This is a genomic window from Enterobacter oligotrophicus (assembly GCF_009176645.1).
GTDB classification, from domain to species: Bacteria; Pseudomonadota; Gammaproteobacteria; order Enterobacterales; family Enterobacteriaceae; genus Enterobacter; species Enterobacter oligotrophicus.
In genome coordinates this window covers 1,761,450-1,783,935 of the sequence record NZ_AP019007.1, presented here as the reverse complement: position 1 = coordinate 1,783,935, position 22,486 = coordinate 1,761,450, and the positions used below count along the sequence as shown (strand labels likewise).

27 protein-coding genes are annotated in these 22,486 nt (G+C 52.0%); 22 read left to right on the top strand and 5 right to left on the bottom strand.

Annotated features, from left to right (window positions below):
* Positions 1-46 precede the first annotated feature (46 nt).
* The 7 genes from hisD to EoCCA6_RS08515 all read left to right on the top strand — a co-directional run bounded on the left by hisD (position 47) and on the right by EoCCA6_RS08515 (position 6,216).
* Positions 47-1,369: a histidinol dehydrogenase gene (hisD, locus tag EoCCA6_RS08555; protein WP_152082315.1), complete on the top strand. Its 1,323-nt coding sequence runs from the start codon at positions 47-49 to the stop codon at positions 1,367-1,369.
* A gap of 2 nt (positions 1,370-1,371) precedes the next feature.
* Positions 1,372-2,136: an SDR family NAD(P)-dependent oxidoreductase gene (locus tag EoCCA6_RS08550; RefSeq protein ID WP_152082314.1), complete on the top strand. Its 765-nt coding sequence runs from the start codon at positions 1,372-1,374 to the stop codon at positions 2,134-2,136.
* A complete protein-coding gene (locus EoCCA6_RS08545) occupies positions 2,133-2,870 on the top strand; it encodes an alpha/beta fold hydrolase (RefSeq protein ID WP_152082313.1) in 738 nt (245 codons plus the stop codon). Before EoCCA6_RS08550 ends, EoCCA6_RS08545 begins: the two co-directional genes overlap by 4 nt.
* Positions 2,857-3,648: an HpcH/HpaI aldolase family protein gene (locus EoCCA6_RS08540; RefSeq protein ID WP_152082312.1), complete on the top strand. Its 792-nt coding sequence runs from the start codon at positions 2,857-2,859 to the stop codon at positions 3,646-3,648. Before EoCCA6_RS08545 ends, EoCCA6_RS08540 begins: the two co-directional genes overlap by 14 nt.
* 11 nt (positions 3,649-3,659) lie before the next feature.
* Entirely contained in the window at positions 3,660-4,832 is a 1,173-nt protein-coding gene (locus tag EoCCA6_RS08535) for a cupin domain-containing protein (protein WP_152082311.1), read from the top strand.
* Between the two features lie 438 nt (positions 4,833-5,270).
* The gene (locus EoCCA6_RS08520) at positions 5,271-5,771 is read left to right on the top strand and encodes a polymorphic toxin type 44 domain-containing protein (protein WP_232623271.1); all 501 of its coding nucleotides are present in this window, start codon (positions 5,271-5,273) and stop codon (positions 5,769-5,771) included.
* Positions 5,749-6,216: a hypothetical protein gene (locus EoCCA6_RS08515; protein ID WP_152082310.1), complete on the top strand. Its 468-nt coding sequence runs from the start codon at positions 5,749-5,751 to the stop codon at positions 6,214-6,216. The genes EoCCA6_RS08520 and EoCCA6_RS08515 overlap by 23 nt, the downstream gene beginning before the upstream one ends.
* A 609-nt stretch (positions 6,217-6,825) precedes the next feature.
* Here EoCCA6_RS08515 and EoCCA6_RS08510 read toward each other — a convergent pair.
* Together EoCCA6_RS08510 and EoCCA6_RS08505 are read right to left on the bottom strand one after the other, a co-directional pair.
* Positions 6,826-7,860, bottom strand: coding sequence for a phage integrase (locus EoCCA6_RS08510; protein ID WP_152082309.1), 1,035 nt, complete (start codon positions 7,858-7,860; stop codon positions 6,826-6,828).
* Positions 7,860-8,438 (bottom strand): phage repressor protein CI, encoded by a 579-nt coding sequence (locus EoCCA6_RS08505; RefSeq protein ID WP_152082308.1) that lies wholly within the window; start codon positions 8,436-8,438, stop codon positions 7,860-7,862. Before EoCCA6_RS08505 ends, EoCCA6_RS08510 begins: the two co-directional genes overlap by 1 nt.
* A 129-nt stretch (positions 8,439-8,567) precedes the next feature.
* Here EoCCA6_RS08505 and EoCCA6_RS08500 point away from each other — a divergent pair, with 129 nt between their 5' ends.
* The 9 genes from EoCCA6_RS08500 (at position 8,568) to EoCCA6_RS08460 (ending at position 14,791) form a co-directional block, all read left to right on the top strand.
* Positions 8,568-8,831 (top strand): hypothetical protein, encoded by a 264-nt coding sequence (locus tag EoCCA6_RS08500; RefSeq protein WP_045406986.1) that lies wholly within the window; start codon positions 8,568-8,570, stop codon positions 8,829-8,831.
* A gap of 30 nt (positions 8,832-8,861) precedes the next feature.
* The gene (locus EoCCA6_RS08495) at positions 8,862-9,371 is read left to right on the top strand and encodes a phage regulatory CII family protein (protein WP_152082307.1); all 510 of its coding nucleotides are present in this window, start codon (positions 8,862-8,864) and stop codon (positions 9,369-9,371) included.
* Positions 9,372-9,378: 7 nt separating this feature from the next.
* Complete coding sequence (locus tag EoCCA6_RS08490; protein WP_152082306.1) at positions 9,379-9,579, top strand: phage filamentation protein Fil family protein; 201 nt, start codon at positions 9,379-9,381, stop codon at positions 9,577-9,579.
* Entirely contained in the window at positions 9,543-9,884 is a 342-nt protein-coding gene (locus tag EoCCA6_RS08485) for a DUF5347 domain-containing protein (protein ID WP_152082305.1), read from the top strand. Before EoCCA6_RS08490 ends, EoCCA6_RS08485 begins: the two co-directional genes overlap by 37 nt.
* A gap of 120 nt (positions 9,885-10,004) precedes the next feature.
* Positions 10,005-10,184 carry a DUF2732 family protein gene (locus EoCCA6_RS08480; protein WP_152082304.1) on the top strand — a complete coding sequence of 60 codons (180 nt, stop codon included), beginning with the start codon at positions 10,005-10,007 and terminating at the stop codon, positions 10,182-10,184.
* Complete coding sequence (locus EoCCA6_RS08475) at positions 10,184-10,411, top strand: TraR/DksA family transcriptional regulator (RefSeq protein ID WP_152082303.1); 228 nt, start codon at positions 10,184-10,186, stop codon at positions 10,409-10,411. The genes EoCCA6_RS08480 and EoCCA6_RS08475 overlap by 1 nt, the downstream gene beginning before the upstream one ends.
* Complete coding sequence (locus tag EoCCA6_RS08470; RefSeq protein WP_152082302.1) at positions 10,408-11,262, top strand: DNA adenine methylase; 855 nt, start codon at positions 10,408-10,410, stop codon at positions 11,260-11,262. Before EoCCA6_RS08475 ends, EoCCA6_RS08470 begins: the two co-directional genes overlap by 4 nt.
* The gene (locus EoCCA6_RS08465; protein ID WP_152082301.1) at positions 11,259-12,443 is read left to right on the top strand and encodes a DNA cytosine methyltransferase; all 1,185 of its coding nucleotides are present in this window, start codon (positions 11,259-11,261) and stop codon (positions 12,441-12,443) included. The genes EoCCA6_RS08470 and EoCCA6_RS08465 overlap by 4 nt, the downstream gene beginning before the upstream one ends.
* Positions 12,440-14,791 carry a replication endonuclease gene (locus tag EoCCA6_RS08460; protein ID WP_152082300.1) on the top strand — a complete coding sequence of 784 codons (2,352 nt, stop codon included), beginning with the start codon at positions 12,440-12,442 and terminating at the stop codon, positions 14,789-14,791. Before EoCCA6_RS08465 ends, EoCCA6_RS08460 begins: the two co-directional genes overlap by 4 nt.
* 19 nt (positions 14,792-14,810) lie before the next feature.
* Here EoCCA6_RS08460 and EoCCA6_RS08455 read toward each other — a convergent pair whose 3' ends face one another.
* Positions 14,811-15,038: a hypothetical protein gene (locus EoCCA6_RS08455; protein WP_152082299.1), complete on the bottom strand. Its 228-nt coding sequence runs from the start codon at positions 15,036-15,038 to the stop codon at positions 14,811-14,813.
* 137 nt (positions 15,039-15,175) lie between these two features.
* On the opposite strand from EoCCA6_RS08455, the gene EoCCA6_RS08450 reads away from it, so the two are divergent.
* The 4 genes from EoCCA6_RS08450 to EoCCA6_RS08435 all read left to right on the top strand — a co-directional run bounded on the left by EoCCA6_RS08450 (position 15,176) and on the right by EoCCA6_RS08435 (position 17,610).
* On the top strand, positions 15,176-15,364 hold the full coding sequence (locus EoCCA6_RS08450; RefSeq protein WP_001749760.1) for a hypothetical protein: 189 nt from the start codon (positions 15,176-15,178) through the stop codon (positions 15,362-15,364).
* A gap of 348 nt (positions 15,365-15,712) precedes the next feature.
* Positions 15,713-16,465: a TIGR04255 family protein gene (locus tag EoCCA6_RS08445; protein ID WP_072044650.1), complete on the top strand. Its 753-nt coding sequence runs from the start codon at positions 15,713-15,715 to the stop codon at positions 16,463-16,465.
* Complete coding sequence (locus tag EoCCA6_RS08440) at positions 16,458-17,120, top strand: hypothetical protein (protein WP_152082298.1); 663 nt, start codon at positions 16,458-16,460, stop codon at positions 17,118-17,120. The genes EoCCA6_RS08445 and EoCCA6_RS08440 overlap by 8 nt, the downstream gene beginning before the upstream one ends.
* On the top strand, positions 17,059-17,610 hold the full coding sequence (locus EoCCA6_RS08435; RefSeq protein WP_143757823.1) for a hypothetical protein: 552 nt from the start codon (positions 17,059-17,061) through the stop codon (positions 17,608-17,610). The genes EoCCA6_RS08440 and EoCCA6_RS08435 overlap by 62 nt, the downstream gene beginning before the upstream one ends.
* A 21-nt stretch (positions 17,611-17,631) precedes the next feature.
* On the opposite strand, the gene EoCCA6_RS08430 is transcribed toward EoCCA6_RS08435, so the two are convergent.
* A complete protein-coding gene (locus tag EoCCA6_RS08430; RefSeq protein WP_045353917.1) occupies positions 17,632-18,663 on the bottom strand; it encodes a phage portal protein in 1,032 nt (343 codons plus the stop codon).
* Positions 18,663-20,429 (bottom strand): terminase ATPase subunit family protein, encoded by a 1,767-nt coding sequence (locus EoCCA6_RS08425; RefSeq protein ID WP_045354200.1) that lies wholly within the window; start codon positions 20,427-20,429, stop codon positions 18,663-18,665. Before EoCCA6_RS08425 ends, EoCCA6_RS08430 begins: the two co-directional genes overlap by 1 nt.
* Positions 20,430-20,571: 142 nt before the next feature.
* On the opposite strand from EoCCA6_RS08425, the gene EoCCA6_RS08420 reads away from it, so the two are divergent.
* Both EoCCA6_RS08420 and EoCCA6_RS08415 read left to right on the top strand, forming a co-directional pair.
* Positions 20,572-21,405 (top strand): GPO family capsid scaffolding protein, encoded by an 834-nt coding sequence (locus EoCCA6_RS08420; RefSeq protein WP_045353915.1) that lies wholly within the window; start codon positions 20,572-20,574, stop codon positions 21,403-21,405.
* Positions 21,406-21,421: 16 nt separating this feature from the next.
* Positions 21,422-22,483: a phage major capsid protein, P2 family gene (locus tag EoCCA6_RS08415; protein ID WP_045353912.1), complete on the top strand. Its 1,062-nt coding sequence runs from the start codon at positions 21,422-21,424 to the stop codon at positions 22,481-22,483.
* Positions 22,484-22,486 lie beyond the last annotated feature (3 nt).

Sequence of the window (22,486 nt, the reverse complement as noted above, 5' to 3'; positions counted from 1 at the left end):
TTCACCGGGAGGGGATCTCTCATTCTCATTTTGAAAGGAGTACATCATGGCCTATGTTCTAAAAACCAGTAAACCTGTGCAGGAACGTCAGGAAGCCCAGCGGCAAATAAGAGAAACGGTTGAACTTATTCTTGCTGATATTGAAGCGCGCGGGAATAAAGCCATTCGCGAATTAGCGATTAAATTCGATAACTACGATCGTCAGGATTATCGCCTGAGCGATGCCGAAATTAATAGCTGCATGCGCCAGCTAAGTCGTCAGGATATTGCGGATATTGAATTTGCCCAGGAGCAGGTTTTTAATTTCGCCCGCAAACAAAAAGCCTGCCTGCTGGATTTGGAAGTCGAGACGCGTCCTGGCGTTATTCTCGGTCACAAGAATATCCCGATTAACGCCGTCGGGTGCTATGTGCCGGGGGGCAAATATCCGCTGCTGGCGTCAGCGCATATGTCGATTATCACGGCTAACGTCGCGGGTTGTTCGCGCATTATCAGCTGCGCACCGCCCTTTAACGGCCAGCCAGCACCGGCGATCGTTGCCGCCCAGAAGATGGCAGGGGCAACGGAAATTTATGCTTTGGGGGGCATCCAGGCTATCGGCGCGATGGCACTCGGCACCGACACGCTGGCTCCGGTAGATATGCTGGTAGGGCCGGGCAACGCTTTCGTGGCGGAGGCAAAACGCCAGCTATTTGGCCGGGTTGGTATTGACCTGTTTGCCGGGCCGACTGAAACGTTGGTGATTGCCGATGAGAGCGTCGATGCAGAAATGTGCGCCACCGACCTCCTCGGGCAGGCAGAACACGGCGTAACCACACCTGCCATTTTGCTGACCAATTCAGAGAAGCTCGCCAGAGAGACGATGGCAGAAGTTGAACGGCTGCTGGAAAAACTACCTACCGCAGATATCGCCCGTCGCGCCTGGGAAGATTACGGAGAAGTGATCGTCTGCGAAAGCTACGAAGAGATGCTGAAAGAGGCCGATCGTATCGCCTCTGAACACGTACAGGTGATGACTGAACGTGACGACTGGTTCCTCGCCAATATGACCAACTACGGTGCGCTGTTCCTTGGCCCACGCACCAACGTAGCGTATGGCGATAAGGTGATTGGCACTAACCATACGCTGCCTACGCAGAAAGCTGCGCGTTACACCGGCGGCCTGTGGGTTGGCAAATTTATGAAGACGTGCACCTGGCAAAAGGTACTGAGCGACGAAGCCACGGCTGAAATTGGCAGCTACTGTTCACGCCTTTCGCTGCTGGAAGGATTTGCCGGACACGCTGAGCAGGCCAACGTTCGTGTGCGTCGCTATGGCAACACGGATGTGCCTTACGCCACGCCAGCACCGGTCAGAGAGAAGGTGTGATCATGAGGTTTCCTCAGACACCGTCATTTTCCCTGGCTGGCAGGCGAGCGCTGGTGACCGGAGGATCGAAGGGGCTCGGCTTTGCCTGCGCGGTCGCGCTGGCTCAGGCCGGAGCCGAAGTCTGGATCGCCGCCCGCAATCGTGACGATCTGGCCAGCGCAGTGGAGCTTGCTGCTGGCGAACACCTGACGCTGCATCCGCTGGCGCTGGACATCACGGAATCTCAAAAGGTAGAGGAGACTCTTCGCCAGCTACCGGTCATGGACATTCTGGTTAACAGCGCCGGACTGGCTCGCCACCAGCCTTTTCTGGAGGTCAGCGATGCGAATTTTGATGCGGTCATGGCGCTTAACGTGCGGGCGACTTTCTTTGTCAGCCAGCAGATCGCGCGGCGCATGTGCGAGGCGGGCAACGGAGGCTCCATCATTCATCTTTCATCGCAAATGGGTCACGTGGGGGGGCCGCAGCGCAGCGTCTATTGTGCGTCGAAATTTGCCCTTGAAGGGCTGACGCGCACGATGGCGCTTGAGCTGGGCGAGGCCGGAATTCGGGTGAATACCTTATGCCCCACCTTTATTGAAACCGAGCTGTCGCGTCAGTCGCTGAGCGACCCGGACTTTCGCCGCTTCGTGATGAGCAACATTAAGCTGCCACGCCTGGGGAAAGTGGAAGATGTCATGGGGCCGGTGGTGTTCCTTGCCTCTGACGCGGCGGCGATGATCACTGGCAGTGCGCTGATGGTGGACGGAGGGTGGACCGCAACATGAATGCCTCTTTTATCGATAATAGCGATGTGCCGCTGGTGTTAATCGGCGGCACGCTCTGCAATGCCCGGCTATGGCAGCCATTGATTGCTCAACTGAACGTCCCGGCGGTTATTTGCCTGACCCTGTCCTGTGCCGATTCGGCACAGGAGTCTTCCCGACGGCTCCTGAACGTGCTGCCACCGCGCTTCCTGCTGGCGGGTTTCTCTCTGGGGGCTATTGTCGCGCTGCAAATGGTTGCTGATGCGCCTGAGCGGCTGGCGGGGCTGGCATTACTGTCGGTCAATCCGCTGGCGGATCGTCCTGAAAACGCGGCTACCCGACGGGCTGCCGTCAGGAATGCGCGCGAACAGGGGCACGGGAAATGGCTCTCTTCAACCCTCTGGCACCAGTATGTGGCACCGTCCAGCCTCGACAACCAGGAGTTACATGACGTCCTGTGCTTGATGGCGCAGGAGACGGACAGCGCAGTATTTGCCCGGCAGACTGAAATTGCGATCGGCCGTCGTGATAACCGTGCGGCGCTGAGCGCTCTTTTGTGTCCGGTGCTCATCATGAATGGCGAGCATGATCCTGTCTGTACGCCTGCACACCACCAGTTAGCTGCCGCAAGCGCAGCCCACGCCACGTGGATCACCCTGAGTTCAACGGGACATTTTTTTATCCTCGAGTCGGCGGAAAACGCCGCTGTTCCGTTACGGAAATGGATTACGGAGTCTTTGAATGCGAGTCAATAAAATCAAAACGGCGATTGCGGAACATCGCCCGGTCATCAACGGTTGGCTGGCCATTCCTTCCAGCTACAGCGCCGAAATCATGGGGCATCAGGGTTACGATGCGGTCACGGTCGATTTGCAGCACGGGATGATAGATTTCGCCAGTGCACTGGCGATGTTACAGGCTCTCTCGGCTACGCCTGCCGTACCGCTGGTGCGGGTCGCTGACGATACGCCAGCGCAGATTATGCGGCTATTAGACGCGGGCGCTTACGGCGTGATTTGTCCGATGATATCGACGGCAGAGCAGGCACAACGCTTCGTTTCTGCCTGTCGTTATCCACCGCATGGTAATCGTTCCTTCGGCCCTGCGCGGGGTCTGCTCTATGGTGGCTCCGACTATCCTCTGCATGCTAACCACGAAATTCTTACGCTGGCGATGATTGAAACCCGCGAAGGGCTTGCCAACATTGATGCGATTCTGGATACCGAAGGGCTGGACGGCGTCTTTATTGGCCCGAACGATCTTTCCCTGACGTTGACGGGGACTGCCAGCGCAGAATCCACCCATCCGGATATGCTCGCGGCCATTGAGCGGGTCGTCAGCCGCTGTCGGGAGAAGCACAAAATCGCCGGTATTTTCTGCACCTCCGGCACAGCCGCCGCGCACCGCATCGCCGGGGGCTTCAATTTTGTGACACCCGCTAACGACGTTATGCAACTGGGCCGCGCATCGCGCGAAGCGATCGCTCTTGCTCGCGGCACTGAAATCCCTACTACCGGCGCGTCCGGTTATTAACAGGAGCTGAAATGAACGCAATTACGTTAACCGCTGCGCAGGCCCGCAGCCGTCTGGTCGCACCGGAAGATATGGTCTCCTGCAATCTGGCTTTTATTGATTGCAAGCTGCCGGGTTCACACCTCAAGCAGAACTATTCATTTATTGGCCCCGGCGTGACTCAGTCTTCATCACAGGTCGTCAATATCCCTGAACCGCATGGTTTTAATATTGGTGCAGCGGCGATGCCGAAGGGCGTGACCAATAATTTGCACCTGCACTTTACCGCCGAGGTCTTTTTAATTCATGAAGGATGCTGGCGTTTTCGCTGGGGGGCAAACGGTGAGCACGAGGCGGAATTCAGCGCGCCCGCTATTCTCACCATCCCGACGTGGATATTCCGGGGTTTTACTAATGTCAGCAAGGAAGATACCTGCGGCATGGTGTATACCGTGCTGGGTGGCAATAATACCGGTGGGATTATCTGGCATCCGTCGATACTGGAGGCGGCCAGCGAGTATGGGCTGTATCTGAGCAAAGATAATATGCTTATTGATGTAAATGCGGGTGATACTCTGCCTGAGAAATCGGGCCTGCTGGCACCGCTGGCCCCGGAGGAGATTGCGGCTCTGCGTGATTACTCCATTGAGGAGATGCGTCAGCGAGCAGTGACGGGCGAGGAGCGCCAGTGGTCGTCGGAGGGCTTGCTGGATGCGGTTCTGCCGGGTCACGGCGGCGAAATTGCCCCGGTTATTGGCTATGGCATTTCACAGGACCGTCACAGTGTACCGCCAGTCACGCAACCGCACGGCTTCTCCGTGGAATGGCTTCGCTTGCGGGCTGAGCATCAGGTGGGGCGTCATCTTTGCCCTGATATTCAGGTCATTATGGTGTTCAAAGGATCACTGGAGGTGACGTGGAATCAGGAAGGGGAAGAGGTCAGCATTATTGCGCCGGAACGTTCGGTTATTTCTGTTCCTGCCAACAGCTGGCGGCGCTACCGGGCGGTAGAAGGTGGGACAGAATTTATCCTTACCACGCAGGGGGATCAGCGAAAACGCGTGTACTGGGATGATGCGATTTTACAGCAGGCGAAGGCGCATAATCGTGGGCTCGATCCCGATGGCTATGTTTGCAAGCTGGATATTTTGCCCGTTACCGCCCGACGCGCTGGAGCCAGAATTGAGAAGCTAACAGAAGAGTGATTACCGGGTTTTAGGGGTTGTAAAGAAAAGGGCCAGCGCGTTTAGCGCCAGCCCTTGCTGTATCTGGTGGCCCCTGCTGGACTTGAACCAGCGACCAGGCGATTATGAGAGCGAACAATATTTCATTAAAAACAATGAGTTACAGTAAATTCAAGCGCGTAGGATTTCGTATATTGTCGAAAAGTATTGCATAGTGCTGCGCTGTGCTGCCATTTTTCTGCCACTTATCAAGTTTAAAGGGTTGAGTTGAACCGCTTCTGTTAACCGCCCCTTTTTTTTACGCTGTTACACGCTCGTTCCACGCGTCTGAATATTGGACGTTTCCATCGCAATACTTCCAGGTGATCCGCTCATAACAATGAGAATAAACCCCCCATTAACGGCTAAAACCTGATCGCAGGTAATACAAATTGTGTTATAGATTCGTATTATTTAAACGTGTTACTTATTGATGTTGCAAATAAAATTAATAGATTGATCTCAAACAGTACCGCGCCGCGCCGTTGCTCTTATGTTGCTGGTTTTGCCGGGCAGAAGGGATTAACGATGGCATGTATACCGATTTACCCGCCGCGCGGGCTGGAGATTTTGCGCGAACATATCAGGCTCGCGCGTGCGCGTAACGAAGTACAAGACATGGCCGCCCCGCTTACGTATGTGTGGTTTTATGAGCGAGTAAGAAACGGCGGCCCATGGGATTTCAAACAAAAAAAACGGATATGGGCTGACTTCGGTAATTTTCATTATGGCGCGGTAGGTTACGCTGCCGGCATTCCTGCAGAGATTTTGCATATAGCTGCTGGCGCGGCTCAGTGGAAAGCCGGCACATCAAGACCAGAATGGGGTAATTTCACGGGGGCCCCGCCATTTGGTGATGATCCGATAGACCAATTCTGGATAAGGCAAGGCATAGACTATGTTAAACAGCACCATTTTTAAGGCGCTGCACTGGATCGCCACTATTCTTATGGCTCTGATGATCGCGGGGTACTGTTATTTTCAGCATATCCAGCGCTTAACGGTGCGAGACAAGATTTATGAGATTCGCCAGCTCACGCCCCGGACGTGGTTATATATCACTGAATACGCAGAGCCGGACATGACCACGGGAAATGTTTACCGCTATTTTCTGGCGAGCAAGATTGACGGCGATCCGCTGGTGGCTCTCGAAAAACAACATATCGCACCCACGCTCACGGCGAACACGCCGCGCGCGAAAGTAGACGGCATAGGCAATAACATCTCTTTCACGATTCACGGCACTGTATACAGCTTTACAACCTCCTCTTTGTTTTACGATGCAGATGGTATAGCCGCCGCCCCCTCTATAGACTTAACAGCGCGTGGCGAGGGTTGGAAGCGAGGGAGTGGTGTAAATAATTAGATAATTATTTAATTAAATAATGCCTGTTATCGGGTCAATGACACGATGAGCCGCGTGTAAGTTTTCACGGCGTACCCGCCGCCGTACACGGTTCAAAAGTGCGCTGTGATTGTCCTCCGGGTTCGGAAAGGGGCTTTTGGTGCGCTTGCTTCACCGCAATAATTACAGCCAGAATCCCCCACCATATACGATCTGCGAATTCGCAATTAAGCGCCCAGAAAATATACGTTTTTATCGTGTTTTGATTGGCTGGTTAGCCGGGAACCACTAGCGCTGGTGGTAGGTGGTAAGACAATCCCCGCAGGTTACCGAACGCCATACGGCCCGCTTCATCGAATTTTTACACCCGCGAAAATAAAAGATTGGGGTGAGATGGTGTGGGCGGTCATAAATTAACCATAAATCACTATAATTACTTTTCTGGAATATCCCCGGCATATCCCCGAATAAAAAAGGGCCAGCGCGTTTAGCGCCAGCCCTTGCTGTATCTGGTGGCCCCTGCTGGACTTGAACCAGCGACCAAGCGATTATGAGTTCATACAGTAACAACCGAAAATCAATAGTTTGCATTATTTATCATTGACATAGGTTGTCATTGTTTGCCACCAATTACCCATTATCCGCCATTTCTACCGCCACTTTATCGCCACTCACCGCCAATGGGTTTAGCTTAACAGCATCTTCTAAATGGTCAGGGGCAAAGTGGGCATATCGCATCGTCATTTTAATATCGGTATGGCCGAGGACTCGTTGCAGGACCAGAATATTACCACCATTCATCATAAAGTGACTGGCGAAGGTGTGACGCAGAACGTGGGTCAGTTGCCCTGCCGGTAATTCGATACCTGTTCTCTCAAGAGCAGACCTAAACGCGCCATAACAATCACTAAAGAGCCGACCTGCTCGATCATCTGGTAGGGTGTTAAATAGCTCCTTGCTAATAGGGACGGTGCGGTTTTTTTTGCCCTTCGTGTTGATATAAGTGATTTTGAAATTTGTGAGCTGACTTTTTTTCAATTGTTCGGCTTCAGACCAACGTGCGCCAGTCGCAAGGCAAATTTTTACCACATTGACCAAATCCTGATTTTCATGGCGCTGACATTCAGCAAGCAGTACGGCGATCTGTTCCTGATTTAGCCAGGCCATTTCCATTTCTTCAGTGCGGAAAGGGCGCATATTTTTTAGCGGGTTTTCTCCTTTCCATTCGCCAAGCCGATTAAGTTCATTGAACACTGCGCGAAAGTAGGCCAGCTCAAGATTAAGTGTCCGAGGCGATACCTCTTTGACCCTATTTGAACGGGCATATTCACCCTTTAGCCTCTTTTCCCGGTAGCGGGAAAACATCTGCGCATCGAAATCGCGTGCGAGCGGTTCGCCCATACACTCAAAAGCATGATGCATAGCTAACTGGCGTTTGAGACCATCTTTCAGGGTAATACCGTGAGCGCTATACCATGAGTCAATTAGGTCTTTTAACGTGCGTCTGTCTTCCTTTTCTTCCTGCCACGGGTTTTGAACTGTGTACTGTTCAAACGCCAGCGCCTCGCCTTTGGTGGCGAATTTCTTTCTGATGCGTTTGCCTTTTGCCCCGTTCGGATAAAGCTCGCAAGTCCAGCCGCCAGCAGGGTTTTTACGGATTGCCATCAGTTAACCTCGCTGTAGATACCCACCACACGACCAATCAGTTTTATCTCATCAAAACCGCATTCAAAGGGCACTTTCCCACCTGCAACGTGGAGTTTCCTACCGGGAAGAATGGTCAACTCGCGAATGCTGTTTGCTCCCTCAACATCTACCAACCATAGGCCATCGGAATGTGGGGAATCTTGATCAACAAAATGCAACTTTCCTTCTGCTCGAACTGCAATCCCTTTTGATATCTGCTTACTCAAAATATTAGGGTCAATGCTCAATATGGAATTTTTTTCAAGAACACCATCCTTGAGAATATAAAGATCCATTTTTTTAGGATCAGTGATTGAAGGGCTGGTTTCGAATTGTTCCCCCTCCCCGGTCAGAATCCACCTGAGACTTGCACCAGTTTCAAGCGAGCAGAACGCCGCTAGATCGTAAGAGATAGTGCCGCGTGTGTATCGATTCTGCAGAGAACTTGGTGACATTTCAAAGTGATTTGCGAGCTGCAATTTTTGGGTGAAGCCATAAACAGAGATGATCCTGTCAAGGATAGTTAGAGGCTCAAAAGTGTTTTTGTTTATGCTCATTAGTGTTTTCCATGTTGACCAATGCTCAAAAGTTAATTACATTGCTCATCAGTGAGGTGTGTATGTTGGCAAACATTGGGGAATGAGAGGCCAACATTGTCTAAAACAGCAAATAGGGAATCATGCATCATGGCTTCTGAAATCGCAATCATCAAAGTACCTGCCCCCATCGTTACCCTGCAGCAGTTTGCTGAGCTGGAAGGTGTCTCCGAGCGTACTGCTTATCGCTGGACAACTGGTGATAATCCTTGCGTGCCAATTGAACCGCGCACAATACGTAAAGGTTGTAAAAAAGCCGGTGGTCCCATCCGTATTTACTACGCACGTTGGAAAGAAGAGCAAATGCGTAAAGCTCTTGGTCATTCACGTTTTCAACTTGTTATTGGTTCGTAATTCACTTTATGGAAAAGGGAAGAGGGGATCATGTTTGATTATCGCGTTTCCAAACATCCACACTTTGACGAAGCCTGCCGGGCTTTCGCGCTGCGTCACAACATGGCGAAGCTGGCAGAACGCGCGCAAATGAACGTCCAGACGCTGCGTAACAAGCTGAACCCTGAGCAACCGCATCAGCTCAATCCATCGGAAATCTGGCTGCTTACCGATCTTACTGAGGATTCCACGCTGGTTGACGGTTTTCTGGCTCAGATTCACTGCCTGCCATGCGTACCGATGAACGAAGTGGCAAAAGAGAAGCTGCCGCATTACGTCATGAGCGCTACTGCTGAAATCGGACGTGTTGCTGCCGGTGCTGTATCTGGTGATGTGAAAACCACTGCAGGCCGCCGCGATGTTATCAGCAGCATTAACTCTGTAACTCGTCTGATGGCACTGGCCGCCGTTTCGATGCAGGCGCGTTTGCAGGCTAACCCGGCGATGGCAAGCGCTGTGGATACAGTGACGGGCCTCGGCGCTTCGTTCGGTCTGATCTGAGGTGCTTATGCTGAATAACGAACCGTCATTTGCATCACTGCTTGTCAAGAAAAGCCCAGGAATGCACTTCGGCCATGGCTGGATTGCAGGTAAAGATGGCAAGCGCTGGCATCCGTGCCGCTCACAGGATGAATTGCTGGCTGACCTGTCAACCATCAAGCAGGGGGAAACATGGCTATCGAAGGTACTGCAGCGACTGTTCCGTTAAGCCCTGGGGAACGCCTGGGCGGACTGAATCATATTGCGGAATTGAGGGCTAAGGTGTTTGGTCTGAATATTGATCCAGAGCTTGAAAGGTTTATTAAAGATATGCGAGATCCACGCGACGTAAATAATAAACAGAATGAGCGGGCGCTGGCAGCCATTTTTTATATGGCAAAAATTCCGGCAGAACGTCATGGCGTCAATATTAGTGATCTGACTACTGACGAAAAGCGGGAACTGGTGAAAGCAATGAATCATTTTCGTGCAGTGGTGAGCTTATTTCCCAAACGGCTAACCATGCCGAATTAATCAACAACAGAAATCAATGGCGTAAACCCGCCGGGCATTCTTTTGCCCAAATTCAGGAGAAAGAACAATGCAGAAAGAATTACCAAAAATGTTTGTACCCGAAACCGACCAGCCCAGCTTATGGCAGTGATCGATATTGCCAAACGTGAGGAGCGCAAAGGCCGCGCGCTCGCAGTTTCAATCCGCCTTGAGGCGCTGGCAACCCACATCACCAACAAAGGGTTAAACGGTATTGAAGCGGCTGAACTACTGCGCTGCGAAGCAACCCGCTACGAAAACGAATCTCAGGAGCTGCACTAATGGCTGACTCTATGGACCTCGCCCAGCTGCGCGAACAGGAAGATCGTGAGCGCCATATCAACAATGCCCGCGCCAAAATGCCGGGCGTTTCCCGTGTTCTCTGTGCGGAGTGTGATGCTCCGATCCCGCCAGCTCGCCGCCGCGCCATTCCGGGCGTGCAGTGCTGCGTCACTTGTCAGGAAATCGCAGAGCTGAAAGGCAAACACTACAACGGAGGTGTTGTATGAGCACTATCCTGAAATGGGCGGGAAATAAAACCGCCATCATGCCGGAACTGATTAAGCACCTTACTGCTGGTCCGCGACTGGTTGAACCTTTCGCGGGTTCGTGCGCTGTAATGATGGCGACAGACTATCCTCATTATCTTGTCGCGGATATTAATCCAGACCTTATCAACCTATATAAAAAAATTGCCCTTGATTGTGAAGTTTTCATATCACGCGCAAAAAATATTTTTGCGATTGCGAATAGAGAAGTTGCTTATTACAACATTAGGCATGAATTTAATCATTCCTCTGAAATTACTGATTTCATGAAAGCAGTATATTTCCTTTATCTCAATCGTCATGGTTATCGTGGGCTGTGCCGCTATAACTTGAGCGGTCATTTTAATGTCCCTTACGGTAATTATAAAAATCCGTATTTTCCTGAACATGAGATACGCGCTTTTGCAGAAAAGGCTCAACGCGCAACGTTTATCTGTGCCAGCTATGACGAAACACTGGCGCTGCTGCGGACGGGTGATGTTGTTTATTGTGATCCACCATACGATGGCACGTTTACCGCTTATCACACTGCCGGTTTTACGGAGGACGATCAATATCATCTGGCGTCTATTCTTGAACGCCGGTCATCAGAAGGTTATCCGGTTATCGTGTCCAACAGCGACACATCGCTGACCCGTTCTCTTTATCGCAATTTCACCCGTCACCGTATCACCGCAAAGCGCAGCATGGGTGTGGCTGCCGGTGATAGTAAGTCCGCAGCAGAAATCATCGCTACAAAATCAGCAGGCTGGTTTGGGGTTGATATGGCCCACAGCGCTGATCGCACTGTTTTTGCTGAGGTTCAGTTATGAGCACCTTGGCCTACTACAACGAGTTTGATCCGTTTGCGGCTCAATGGCTGCGAAATCTGATTGATGCAGGGCTAATTGCACCTGGAATTGTTGACGACAGGAGTATTTCGGATGTTACAGCAGCAGACCTCAAAGGGTTCACGCAATGCCATTTCTTCGCCGGAATTGGCGGATGGTCATTCGCATTACGCCTCGCAGGCGTCCCAGACAACTTTGCTTGCTGGACAGGAAGCCCGCCATGCCAGCCATTTAGTTCAGCAGGAAAACAACTCGGTCAGCTCGATGAGCGACATCTCGCACCAACTTTCATGCGGCTTGTCACTCAGTGCCACCCTCCAATCCTCTTTGGCGAACAAGTTGCAGCAGCGATTGGAAAGCACTGGCTCGATGATCTATTCGATGAGCTGGAAAGAGAAAATTACGCCTGCGGGGCGGCTGTATTGCCAGCGGCAAGCGTCGGTGCCCCGCACAAGCGTGACAGGGTTTATTTTGGTGCGGTCAGCATGGCCCAGCCCTTGCGCCCAGAATGGAGTGGTGAACGGCTACACGGACTGGCTGAAAGTTATCAGAAGAAAAGAGGCGGGGAGGCAACAGAACCTACAGGATGTAGTAATTCTGGCTGCATGGCCCACTCCTACTGCGAACGATTTCAAGGGGAGTGGAAAAACCGTCATTCGGAAAGACGGGAAGGATCGGACGTTCGACCGGCTGGATTATGCGACGGAGCAGGGTTTGGCTCCGTGGCCTACAGTCACGACCATAGACAACAATCAGGTTGCCGGGATGGGGGCTGCAGCAATGCATCCAGCGAGAGGGACAACATTGGGCGGAGCGGCACGATTGGCGACATGGGCGACACCTCGCGCAGTGGATGGCAGCAAGGGGAGTCGCAGCTTTCAGGGATGCCAGAAAGAAATGGAGAGAAAGGGAAAACTGGACGACCTGCCAAGCCAGGCAACCTATCTCACTTGTGCAATCAGAATAACTGCTTCTGGAAAGATGCTGACTGGATTGGATACAGGGATGGGAGATTCAGGCCGGTTGAATCCGGCACATTCCCGCTGGCTGATGGGATTCCCGCCAGAGTGGGACGTTTGCGCGGCTACGGTAACGCGATAGTTCCACAAGTTGCAGCAGAGTTTATCGGCGCTTTTCTTGATGGCTACGGGGAAATGTTGTGAAAGCCGCATTTCCATGGAACACACCTAAAAAAGCGGTAAACCCGTATGTAGACCCGGCGGAAGTTGCGCCGGAGTCTGCGCTTTCAAACCTGATCGCTCTTTACGCTGCGGATAACGAGCAAAAGCAGCTGCGCCGTGAGGCGCTGAGCGATGAGGTCTGGGAACGCTATTTCTTCAATGAATCCCGTGATCCTGTCCAGTGCGAAATGGAGCAGGACAGGCTGATTAGTCGTGCCAAAATGGCGCGCGAGCAGCAGCGTTTTAATCCCGATCTGGTCATTCTGGCTGACGTTAACGCCATGCCGTCCCATATCAGCAAGCCTCTGCTGGAGCGGATTAAATATTTCCATAGCCTGGGCAGAGCAAAAGCCTATTCCCGCTACCTGCGCGAAACAATCAGGCCGTGTCTTGAGCGGCTGGAGCGCGTGCGTGACAGTCAGGTGTCTGCCTCTTTCCGGTTCATGGCGAGCCATGACGGGCTGGAGGGGCTGCTGGTACTGCCTGAAATGAATCAGGATCAGGTCAAGCGCCTTTCCACGCTGGTTGCGGCACATATGAGCATGTGTCTCGATGCGGCCTGCGGTGATTTGTTTGTCAGCGATGATGTAAAACCAGAAGAAATCCGCCAGGCATGGGAAAGGGTTGCAGCAGAGGCGATGCGCCTTGAGATCATCCCGCCTGCGTTTGAGCAGTTACGCCGCAAAAAGCGTCGACGCAAGCCGGTGCCCTATGAACTGATCCCACCGTCGCTGGCGCGGATGCTGTGCGCGGACTGGTGGTATCGCAAATTGTGGCAGATGCGCTGCGAGTGGCGGGAGGAACAGCTGCGTGCTGTCTGCCTGGTCAACAAAAAAGCGTCCCCGTATGTCAGCTATGAAGCCGTGATCCACAAGCGCGAGCAGCGCCGCAAATCGCTGGAGTTCTTCCGCTCACATGAGCTGGTCAACGAAGACGGTGACACGCTGGACATGGAAGACGTGGTGAATGCCAGCAACAGCAACCCGGCACACCGCCGTAATGAAATGATGGCCTGTGTTAAGGGACTGGAGCTGATAGCGGAAATGCGCGGAGACTGCGCAGTGTTCTATACCATCACCTGCCCGTCACGCTTCCACGCAACCCTCAACAACGGCAGACCTAATCCGAAGTGGACCAGCGCCACCGTCCGGCAGAGCAGTGACTATTTGGTTGATACGTTCGCCGCTTTCCGCAAGGCAATGCACAAGGCGGGTCTTCGCTGGTATGGCGTCCGTGTGGCAGAGCCGCACCATGACGGCACCGTGCACTGGCATCTTCTGTGCTTTATGCGCAAAAAAGACCGCCGTTCCATCACTGCGATGCTGCGCAAGTTTGCCATCCGCGAAGACCGCGAGGAGCTGGGCAACAATACGGGTCCGCGTTTCAAGTCCGAGCTTATCAACCCGCGCAAGGGCACACCGACCAGCTATATCGCTAAATACATCAGCAAGAACATCGACGGGCGCGGGCTGGCTAAAGAAATCAGCAAAGAAACCGGCAGATCACTGCGTGACAGCGCCGAGCATGTCAGCGCCTGGGCGTCACTGCACCGTGTCCAGCAATTTCGTTTCTTTGGTATTCCGGGGCGTCAGGCATACCGCGAGCTGCGCTTGCTGGCTGGTCAGGCGGCGAGAGTGCAGGGCGAACGCAAGGCGGGAGCACCGGTACTGGATAACCCGCGTCTGGATGCGGTACTGGCGGCAGCTGATGCGGGCTGCTTTGCCACCTACATCATGAAGCAGGGCGGTGTGCTGGTTCCCTGCAAACATCACCTTGTCCGCACGGCTTATGAGCTTAACGACGAGCCGAGCACCTACGGCGATCACGGTATCCGTATCTATGGCATCTGGTCCCCGATTGCAGAGGGCAAGATTTGCACGCACGTGGTGAAGTGGAAAAAGGTTCGTAAGGCCGTTGATGTTCAGGAGGCGGCAGCCGACCAGGGCGCTTGCGCCCCTTGGACTCGTGGCAATAACTGTCCCCCTGTTGAAAATTTGAACCAGAGAGGGGGGAATCTGCCAGATATTAAAATCATGAACGAGAAGGAACTGCAGGATTACCTACACAATATGGGCCAGAAGGAACGCCGGGAGCTGACAACCAGGTTAAGACTGATAAAACCGAAGCGGAAAAAAGCATACAAACAGAGTATTTCGGAGCAGCAGCGCCTGCAGCTTCAGGCAGAACTGAGTTCCAGAGGGTTTGATGCAAGCAATGCGGAAGTTGATCTGCTTTTGCGTGGCGGTAGTATCCCGTCTGGAGCAGGGATGCGCCTGTTTTATCGGAATCAGCGGTTGCAGGAAGATGATAAATGGCGCCAGTGGTTCTAAGGCGCCTTAGATTGAAGGGTTACAAGCCAGCCAGATTCTTACCGCGAATGCGGGCAACTTCATACTTCAGTTCAGCCGCCTTGGCCTCGCAGAGCCTTAAGGATTTTAGCCATTGTTCTGTTGTAGGTTTACCAAATATGTCTTCCATCACTACAACCAAGTAAAGGCAGCGGCCAGTGCCTAGTTCACCTGCAACCAGGCAGGCCGCGTTAGTTCCTGCCATAAGTTCAATACATGCTTTACGCATCGATTTTTTCCTCATTCCGTCGTCTCTTGTAAAGCATCGCATTCGAGCCATCTGTTTGAAACATAGAAAAAACAATTTACATTTGAGGGTTAATTATATGCTGTGTTTATATACAGTTGTTTTGATTGGAGGGGAAGATGCAGGACTATTTTTTGGAGTCGTTGAAACTCCAGCGCATTGATTTTTTTGTGAAGCTTGTAGCGGCTAGTGAGTGCGATGATGAAGAGAAGCGGCTTGCTATCCAGTGGGTTTCGGAGCTGACTGATGAGTTGATGGCGAAAATCCGTACTCATGAGTACAACCGTTCCATGGATCTCCCCAGTTAGGCATAGGAACGTTGCTGGCGTTAGGACTTGATTCTGACGCTAGCAAGGTTGAACAACGAGCGATGCGAGGCGTTAGTGCTGTTGTGCATGTCTATGCTGCATGAAAACGCATGATCGTTAGAGGATCGTTTTTGCTGAGGCTTGCCAGAACTGGCGGGCTTTTGCTTATGTCATGCAAGTGCATGAAAACCAACCCATAAAGCGGGCAGGCGTGGCGGGGATACGAGCGCGCGCAGTGGCTTTCTCTGCCTAAGATGTTAAACTGAACACATTAGCAAATACTTGTAGTTGAGATACTGCACAGGATTGTTATATTTACTCAATAACGTATGTATTGGTGAGGATGCAATGACCAGAAAACTTCCTACACGGTTAAGGAAAGACCTATTAGTAGGTGTTATATTTGAAATGAGATTTGAAAGCGTTGTACCGCTTTCGAGTATTTTACCCGGCTTGCTATTTAATCACATGCCAGGGGCTACTATCACCAAAACACCTGTTTCTGAAATACCAGAAAGTATTAGAAATACTGATCCTAATTTTATTTATGCTCCATTAGTTATTCTTGAAACTGAAAAATTTCAGGTTCACATTGGTGATAAGGTTTTACAGCTAATCTACAATGTTCCTTATGAAGGATGGGATAAGTTCAAATTTGCTATAATGGATGTTTACAGAAAGGTTATAAATTACTCACTTATAAATAGAGTAGTAAGGTTCTCATTGAAGTATATAGATATTATCGAACCTGAAAATTGTTCTTCGCTTGATAAAATGTTGAATGTCAATTTATCAATGGGTAACTTTAGATTGGATTTTAATACATCTCAAGCAAGGACCGAGATATTCAATGCTGATAGTGTTGTTGTCATTCAAATGGCTGGAAGTGCTAAAGCAGAATTTGCAAACCCTTCAATCAAAAGTAGGGAAGGTTTCCTTATTGATGTCGATTGTATTAGGAATGTAATTTCAAAAGACTTGGCTTCATTTGAAAGTGAATTGTCAAGTGGACTTGATGAATTACATATGATAACTAAGGAATATTTCTTTTCATTCTTAACGGATGAAGCGCTGGAGTTATTGGGGGCGGAATATGACTAGTGTTTGTGTAAATATACATCCGACATCTTTTGAGTCTGGTAAAGGTGGTTTTTTTGGTAGTTCTAATTTAACGGAAGGTACCAAAACATATGTCCGTGGATTAACCGTTGGTATGGATCTCATTCACGGATTTGCGGAGTATGATCGTTTACTTAATCCTAAAAAAGCTGAAAGTAAAATAACTCGAGAAATACTCAGTGCGACTAATAGTTTCATTGGTCATGTTAAGGTGGATAACTATTTCTCGGAGTTGTCAAGTGGTAATCTGTTCGCTAAGTTATTAAGTGATAGACAATTTTTGCTTTTTGAAAAATCTGGCTTGATTAATATATTAGAGAGTTTTAGATTTTTGCGGGATGGCTGGTTAGGGACCGACTCAGTAGCTCCCAATGCTGAGGCAATCAATGAAGCTAAAAGTATTTTAATTAATGTGATTGAAAAACATTCTTTGACGGCACCTAAGATTCGTGCTGTAGCAGATGGTGAGGTAAACTTTTACTGGAATACAGATGGCTACTTAATCGATATGGCATTCTTTGGTGAGGGTGAATACTCCTATTACTACAAGAATAAACTCAATGGGGAAGAGGAATATGATGATGTTTCCATCGATAAAGGCTTTTCTACAAAAATGCTGGAGCTTTTGTCGTGGTGATCAAGTTCGGGGCCAGAAAGTTAAAGATATATTAAATGATGATGTGCTCATCAGAACGCTTTTTGACTCTGAGCATTATAATAGGGAGCTTAATCAATTGGAAAATAACGCTATTCCAACTTCTGATCTCAAAGATAGAGGTTTAAGTTTGGATATTAAACGCTTAGCAAGCGAAACTGTTGTTTTGAAAAGAGTTCATATCCAGAAGAATAGAGCTCAAGAAAAGAATGGTCCGGACGATAGGACCAGGAAAAATGTATTCTTTTCAGAAGTAGAACACCCAAAAGTAAACAGTGTTTTGGATGAAAATGGGGTAGCTTTATTTTCAACTAAATATGCTCCTGTTGAAGGTAATGATGCTCATGCGATGCTGGTGTGTATAAAAAATGATCAAAAAAGGTCATATTATATTATGGCTAGAAACAAACTAATGCCTGTGTTTTCCGCGCGGATTACTCCTGCACAAGAGTATACGTTTTTAAATAAATAGGTGGCGTTGCCACCTTGTACTCTACAAACTGTAATCATCGAATTTAATTACTTGGATGCCAAGCCAGTTATTAATCTCCTCTAAACTTTTTTGAAGTGGCATTAGTTCATTACGGACAAAGACTTTACTCGCCTTCTCCACATCACCAAATCCTCCAACATTACTCGGCATAATTCCCATCATCTGCGGCGGCACGCGATGCGCTGCCATCATGTCATCGCGGCTCACGTTCTTGATGTTCAAAAACTCATCCTTTGCCGCCACCTCTGACAGCGGGATGATCTGAATGCCGTCCTTTTTGCCGTTGGGTGAGTACATAAAAAGGTTGCGGAAGTTGCCCGGCCCTTTGGCGCTTTTCATGGCCTGGCGGATGTTGTTCACGTCCTCCTGGTTCTGCGCGGCGTCGGTCATATACATGATAAAACCCGCGTGGCTGCCGTTGATATAATACTTCCGGCGGAACAGCGTAGCGGACTCGTTCAGCAGGGCGGAGGGGATGGCGGACAGATATTCCGGCAGGCCGTAAATCTCCTGGTTCAGGTCCGGTTCCATCAGGTGAAAGATACTGCCTCTGGTGAACTCATAGGGCTGTGTGGTCATGCCATATTGCACAAACCAGTAAGTGTCAAGGTCGATCCCGCGGCGGGTGTATTTCGCCAGTGATGGTTCCAGCGACAGAATGCCGCCGAGCCGGTTCGTCCGTTTCTCAAGATAGGCGTTACCAAACACCAGATAGTCCTGCACGAAGCGGCTGAATGCCTGCTGGCTCAGCAGCGGGTGTGGGATAAACGTGCTGGTCAGAATGTTGCGCTTAACGGCAATCGGCGAGCTGTGATGCACGGCGGCGCGGTAGGTGCGGGCCAGCCCGTCAAAGCTCACGGGCGGCTCATACCACTTATCCATTTGCACGCATTCCACGTAGTCCAGCAGTTCGCGGCGGTCCAGTACCGGGATCGGATCGCCAAAGCTGAACGCTTCGGCGTGAGTTGTGTTCTTCTGCTGCGCGGCTTCCTGCACTGGCGCGGTGCTGGTCAGGGCGTCGTGTTCACTCATTAAAAAATCTCCACAATGTTGCTGGTATTGGCGGCCTCGCCCTGCAGCGGTTCGTTAAACAGTGCGTGCATCGTTGCCCAGGCCAGGTCTGCGTGGCTGGCTTCTTCGCTGCGGCTGGCTTCGTAGGTTGGGCGGTTCCCGCTGGCGGTGGTGGCGCGGCGGATTGCCATAAAGGACTGCGCAATGTCGGTGTGCCCGGCGTCAAACTCCAGGCGCCGGTGGCTGATAATGTCGTATGCCTTAAGCACCAGGGCGTTTTTTACGTTGGGGTTGTAGACAAACTCCCGGACCGCCGGGAAGAACGCCTTAACGTTCTCATAGACGCCGTGGCCGACGCCGGTCGAGTCGATGCCGATATAGGTCACGTTATACTGCTGGGTCAGCTTTTTAATGGCGTCAGCCTGGGCGCGGAAGTCCATCCCCCGCCACTGGTGCCGCTCCAGAATGCGGAATTTGCCGCCCGGCACCGTGGGTGGTGCTACCACCACGCACCCGGCACTGTCGCCGTTCTGCGTACCCTTCGCCGGGTCATAGCCGATCCAGACTTCGCGCCAGCCAAACGGGCGCAGTGCCAGCGCCTGAAAGTCAGACCAGACTTCCCAGCTGTCCACCATGCACGCCTGCAGCTCGCTCAGCGGGAACACTGACGCCAGATCGTCAATGAATTCGCACATCAGCAGGTTCTGGTATTCGTCAGGGCTGTACTCCATCCGCAGCTGGTCCAGGTCGAATAGGTTACAGCCGCCGCGCACCGCATCCTCCACTGTGACGATCTGGCGGTACTGACCGTCCGGGCAAAGCAGGCCCGGGGCCAGATTGCCGTGGGTCAGGTCAATATCCACCTTGTCCGATTTGGCGCGGCCCCGATTGAACAGCGCGCCGGACCAGAACGGATAGGCGCTGTGGGTCAGGCTGGATGGGGTTGAAAAGTAGGTCTGCCGCCATTTCTTGTGAATGGCCATACCGGAGGCCACCTTGCGCAGTTCCTGGAATTTCGGTATCCAGAAATATTCATCCAGGTACAGGTTGCCGTGGTAGCTCTGCGCTGTGCGGGCGTTGGTGCCGAGGAAGTACAGGCACGCGCCGTTGCTGAGCGTCATCGGATCGCCTTTCAGCTCTACATCCACCTCTTTTGCAAAGTCGATGATGTACTGCTTAAAGACGTGCGCCTGGGCCTTACTGGCGGAAAGGAAAATCTGGTTGCGCCCGGTGGTGATGGCGTCAATCAGCGCCTCCCGGGCAAAGAAGAAGGTCGCGCCAATCTGGCGGGACTTGAGCAGGTTACGGATGCGGTGACGGTTGCCCGCATCCCACCAGTGGCGCTGATAGGCGAACATCGAGCTGTGGAAAATCTCCTGCAGCTTTTCGGTCTGCTCGTCGCTGAATACGTTCTTTTCCGGTGGCTTGCGTGGGCCTTTGTTGCGGTTCGCCACGTTGGGGTTAAGGTCGGCCTCGTTGCCGCCGTCGTTAAATTTGCCGATGCGGGCATGACGCTCTGACTGGCGCGCCAGCAGGTCAATTTCCTTGAAGTCTTTCCCTTCTTTCTGCTCCTTCATAATGAGCTGGCAGTAGCGCGCGGCGGTGGTGAGCTGCATCTGATCCAGCGGCCCATACTCACCCCACTTGTCGCGCTTTTTCCAGCTGTGCACGGTTGCAACTTTCTCGCCCAGCATTTCTGCAATGCGGGCTACGCGGTATCCCTGAAAGTACAGCATCATGGCCTGCCGACGGGGATCGAGGTCTGCGGGGGTCATTGTCGTGTTCATGGCCCAAACATACGGCCTTGCCCGGCGGCTTTCCCCGGCTGCGGTTTGTGTGGCTGACCGTACAAGCGCCGCGCGTTGTTTCACTTCCCCCATCACCGCAAACATAAGGCTCCAGTAAGTTTTTTCTAACGGAGCACGGCTCATGACAGTGAAAGCAAAGCGTTTCCGCATCGGGGTGGAAGGTGCCACCACCGACGGGCGCGAAATCCAGCGCGAATGGCTGGTACAAATGGCGGCCAGCTACAACCCTGCGGTGTATACGGCGCAAATTAACCTTGAGCACATTAAAGGCTATTCGCCGGATGGCACGTTTAAGCGTTATGGGCATGTCACCGGCTTAACCGCCGAAGAAATCACGGAAGGGCCATTAAAAGGGAAAATGGCGCTGTACGCCGAAATTAACCCGTCGCCTGACCTGATTAGTCTGATTAAGCAGTGGCAAAAGCAATTCACCTCTATGGAAGTCAGCCCGAAATTTGCTGACACCGGCAAGGCCTACCTTGTCGGCCTGGCTGCCACTGACGATCCGGCGAGCCTGGGCACCGAGATGCTGGCTTTCAGTGCCACCGCCAAACAGAACCCGCTGGCTAACCGCAAGCTAAGCCCTGAAAACCTATTTACCGCCGCTGAAGAAACGCTGATTGAACTGGAAGAAAACCAGGACGAAAAGCCCTCCCTCTTTGCCCGCGTATCCGCGCTGTTTACCAAAAAAGAGCAGACCGACGATGCGCGTTTTTCAGACGTGCACAAAGCCGTTGAGCTGGTCGCCACCGAGCAGCAGAACCTGAGCGAGCGCACCGATAAATCCCTATCCGACCAGGACGCGCGCATTTCTGAGCTTGAATCCTCCCTGCAGGAGCAGCAGGCCGCCTTTGCCGAGCTTCAGCAGCAACTGAGCCGTGAAGACAGCCGTAAAGATTACCGCCAGCGCGCGCCGGGCGGTGACGCACCGGCAGGCAACCTGACCAATTGCTGATGGAGCATAAAACCCGATGAAAAAGAAAACTCGCTTTGCCTTTAACGCCTACCTGCAGCAGCTGGCGCGCCTGAACCTGGTGGAAGTTGAAGAACTTTCCAGCAAGTTCACCGTTGAGCCGTCCGTGCAGCAGACGCTGGAAGACCAGATCCAGCAGTCCGCCGCTTTCCTGACGCTCATTAATGTCTCGCCTGTTGATGAGCAGTCCGGCCAGCTGCTTGGCCTGGGCGTTGGCTCCACCATTGCCGGAACCACCGACACCACCACCAAAGAGCGCGAACCTACCGATCCGATGCTGATGGAGGACGTGGAATATAAATGCGAACAGACCAACTTTGACACGGTGCTGACCTACGCAAAGCTGGACCTGTGGGCGAAATTCCAGGACTTCCAGGTGCGTATCCGTAACGCCATCATAAAGCGTCAGGCGCTGGACCGCATCATGATCGGCTTTAACGGTGTGAAGCGTGCCAAAACCTCTAACCGCGCTGAAAACCCACTGCTGCAGGACGTGAATAAGGGCTGGCTGCAGAAAATCCGCGAAGACGCGCCGGACCACGTTATGGGCAGTACCACCCAGGACGGCACCACCACGGCAGGCGCGGTGAAGGTGGGCAAGGGCGGCGACTATGTCAACCTGGACGCCGTGGTGATGGATGCGGTTAACGAGCTGATCGACGTGGTTTACCAGGATGATGACGAGCTGGTTGTTATCTGCGGCCGCGAGCTGCTGTCTGACAAGTATTTCCCGCTGGTTAACAAAGAGCAGGAAAACAGCGAGAAAATTGCCGCCGATCTGATTATCAGCCAGAAACGCATGGGCGGCCTGCAGGCGGTGCGTGCGCCGTTCTTCCCGGCCAATGCCCTGCTGATCACCCGTTTGGATAACCTCTCCATTTACTGGCAGGAGGACACCCGCCGCCGTTCTGTTATCGACAACCCGAAACGTGACCGGATTGAGAACTTTGAATCCGTCAACGAAGCGTACGTGATTGAAGACTACCGCTGCGCGGCCCTGGTCGAAAACATCACTATCGGTGACTTCACCGCGCCAGCTGCGCCGGAAGGTGGGGAGTAACGC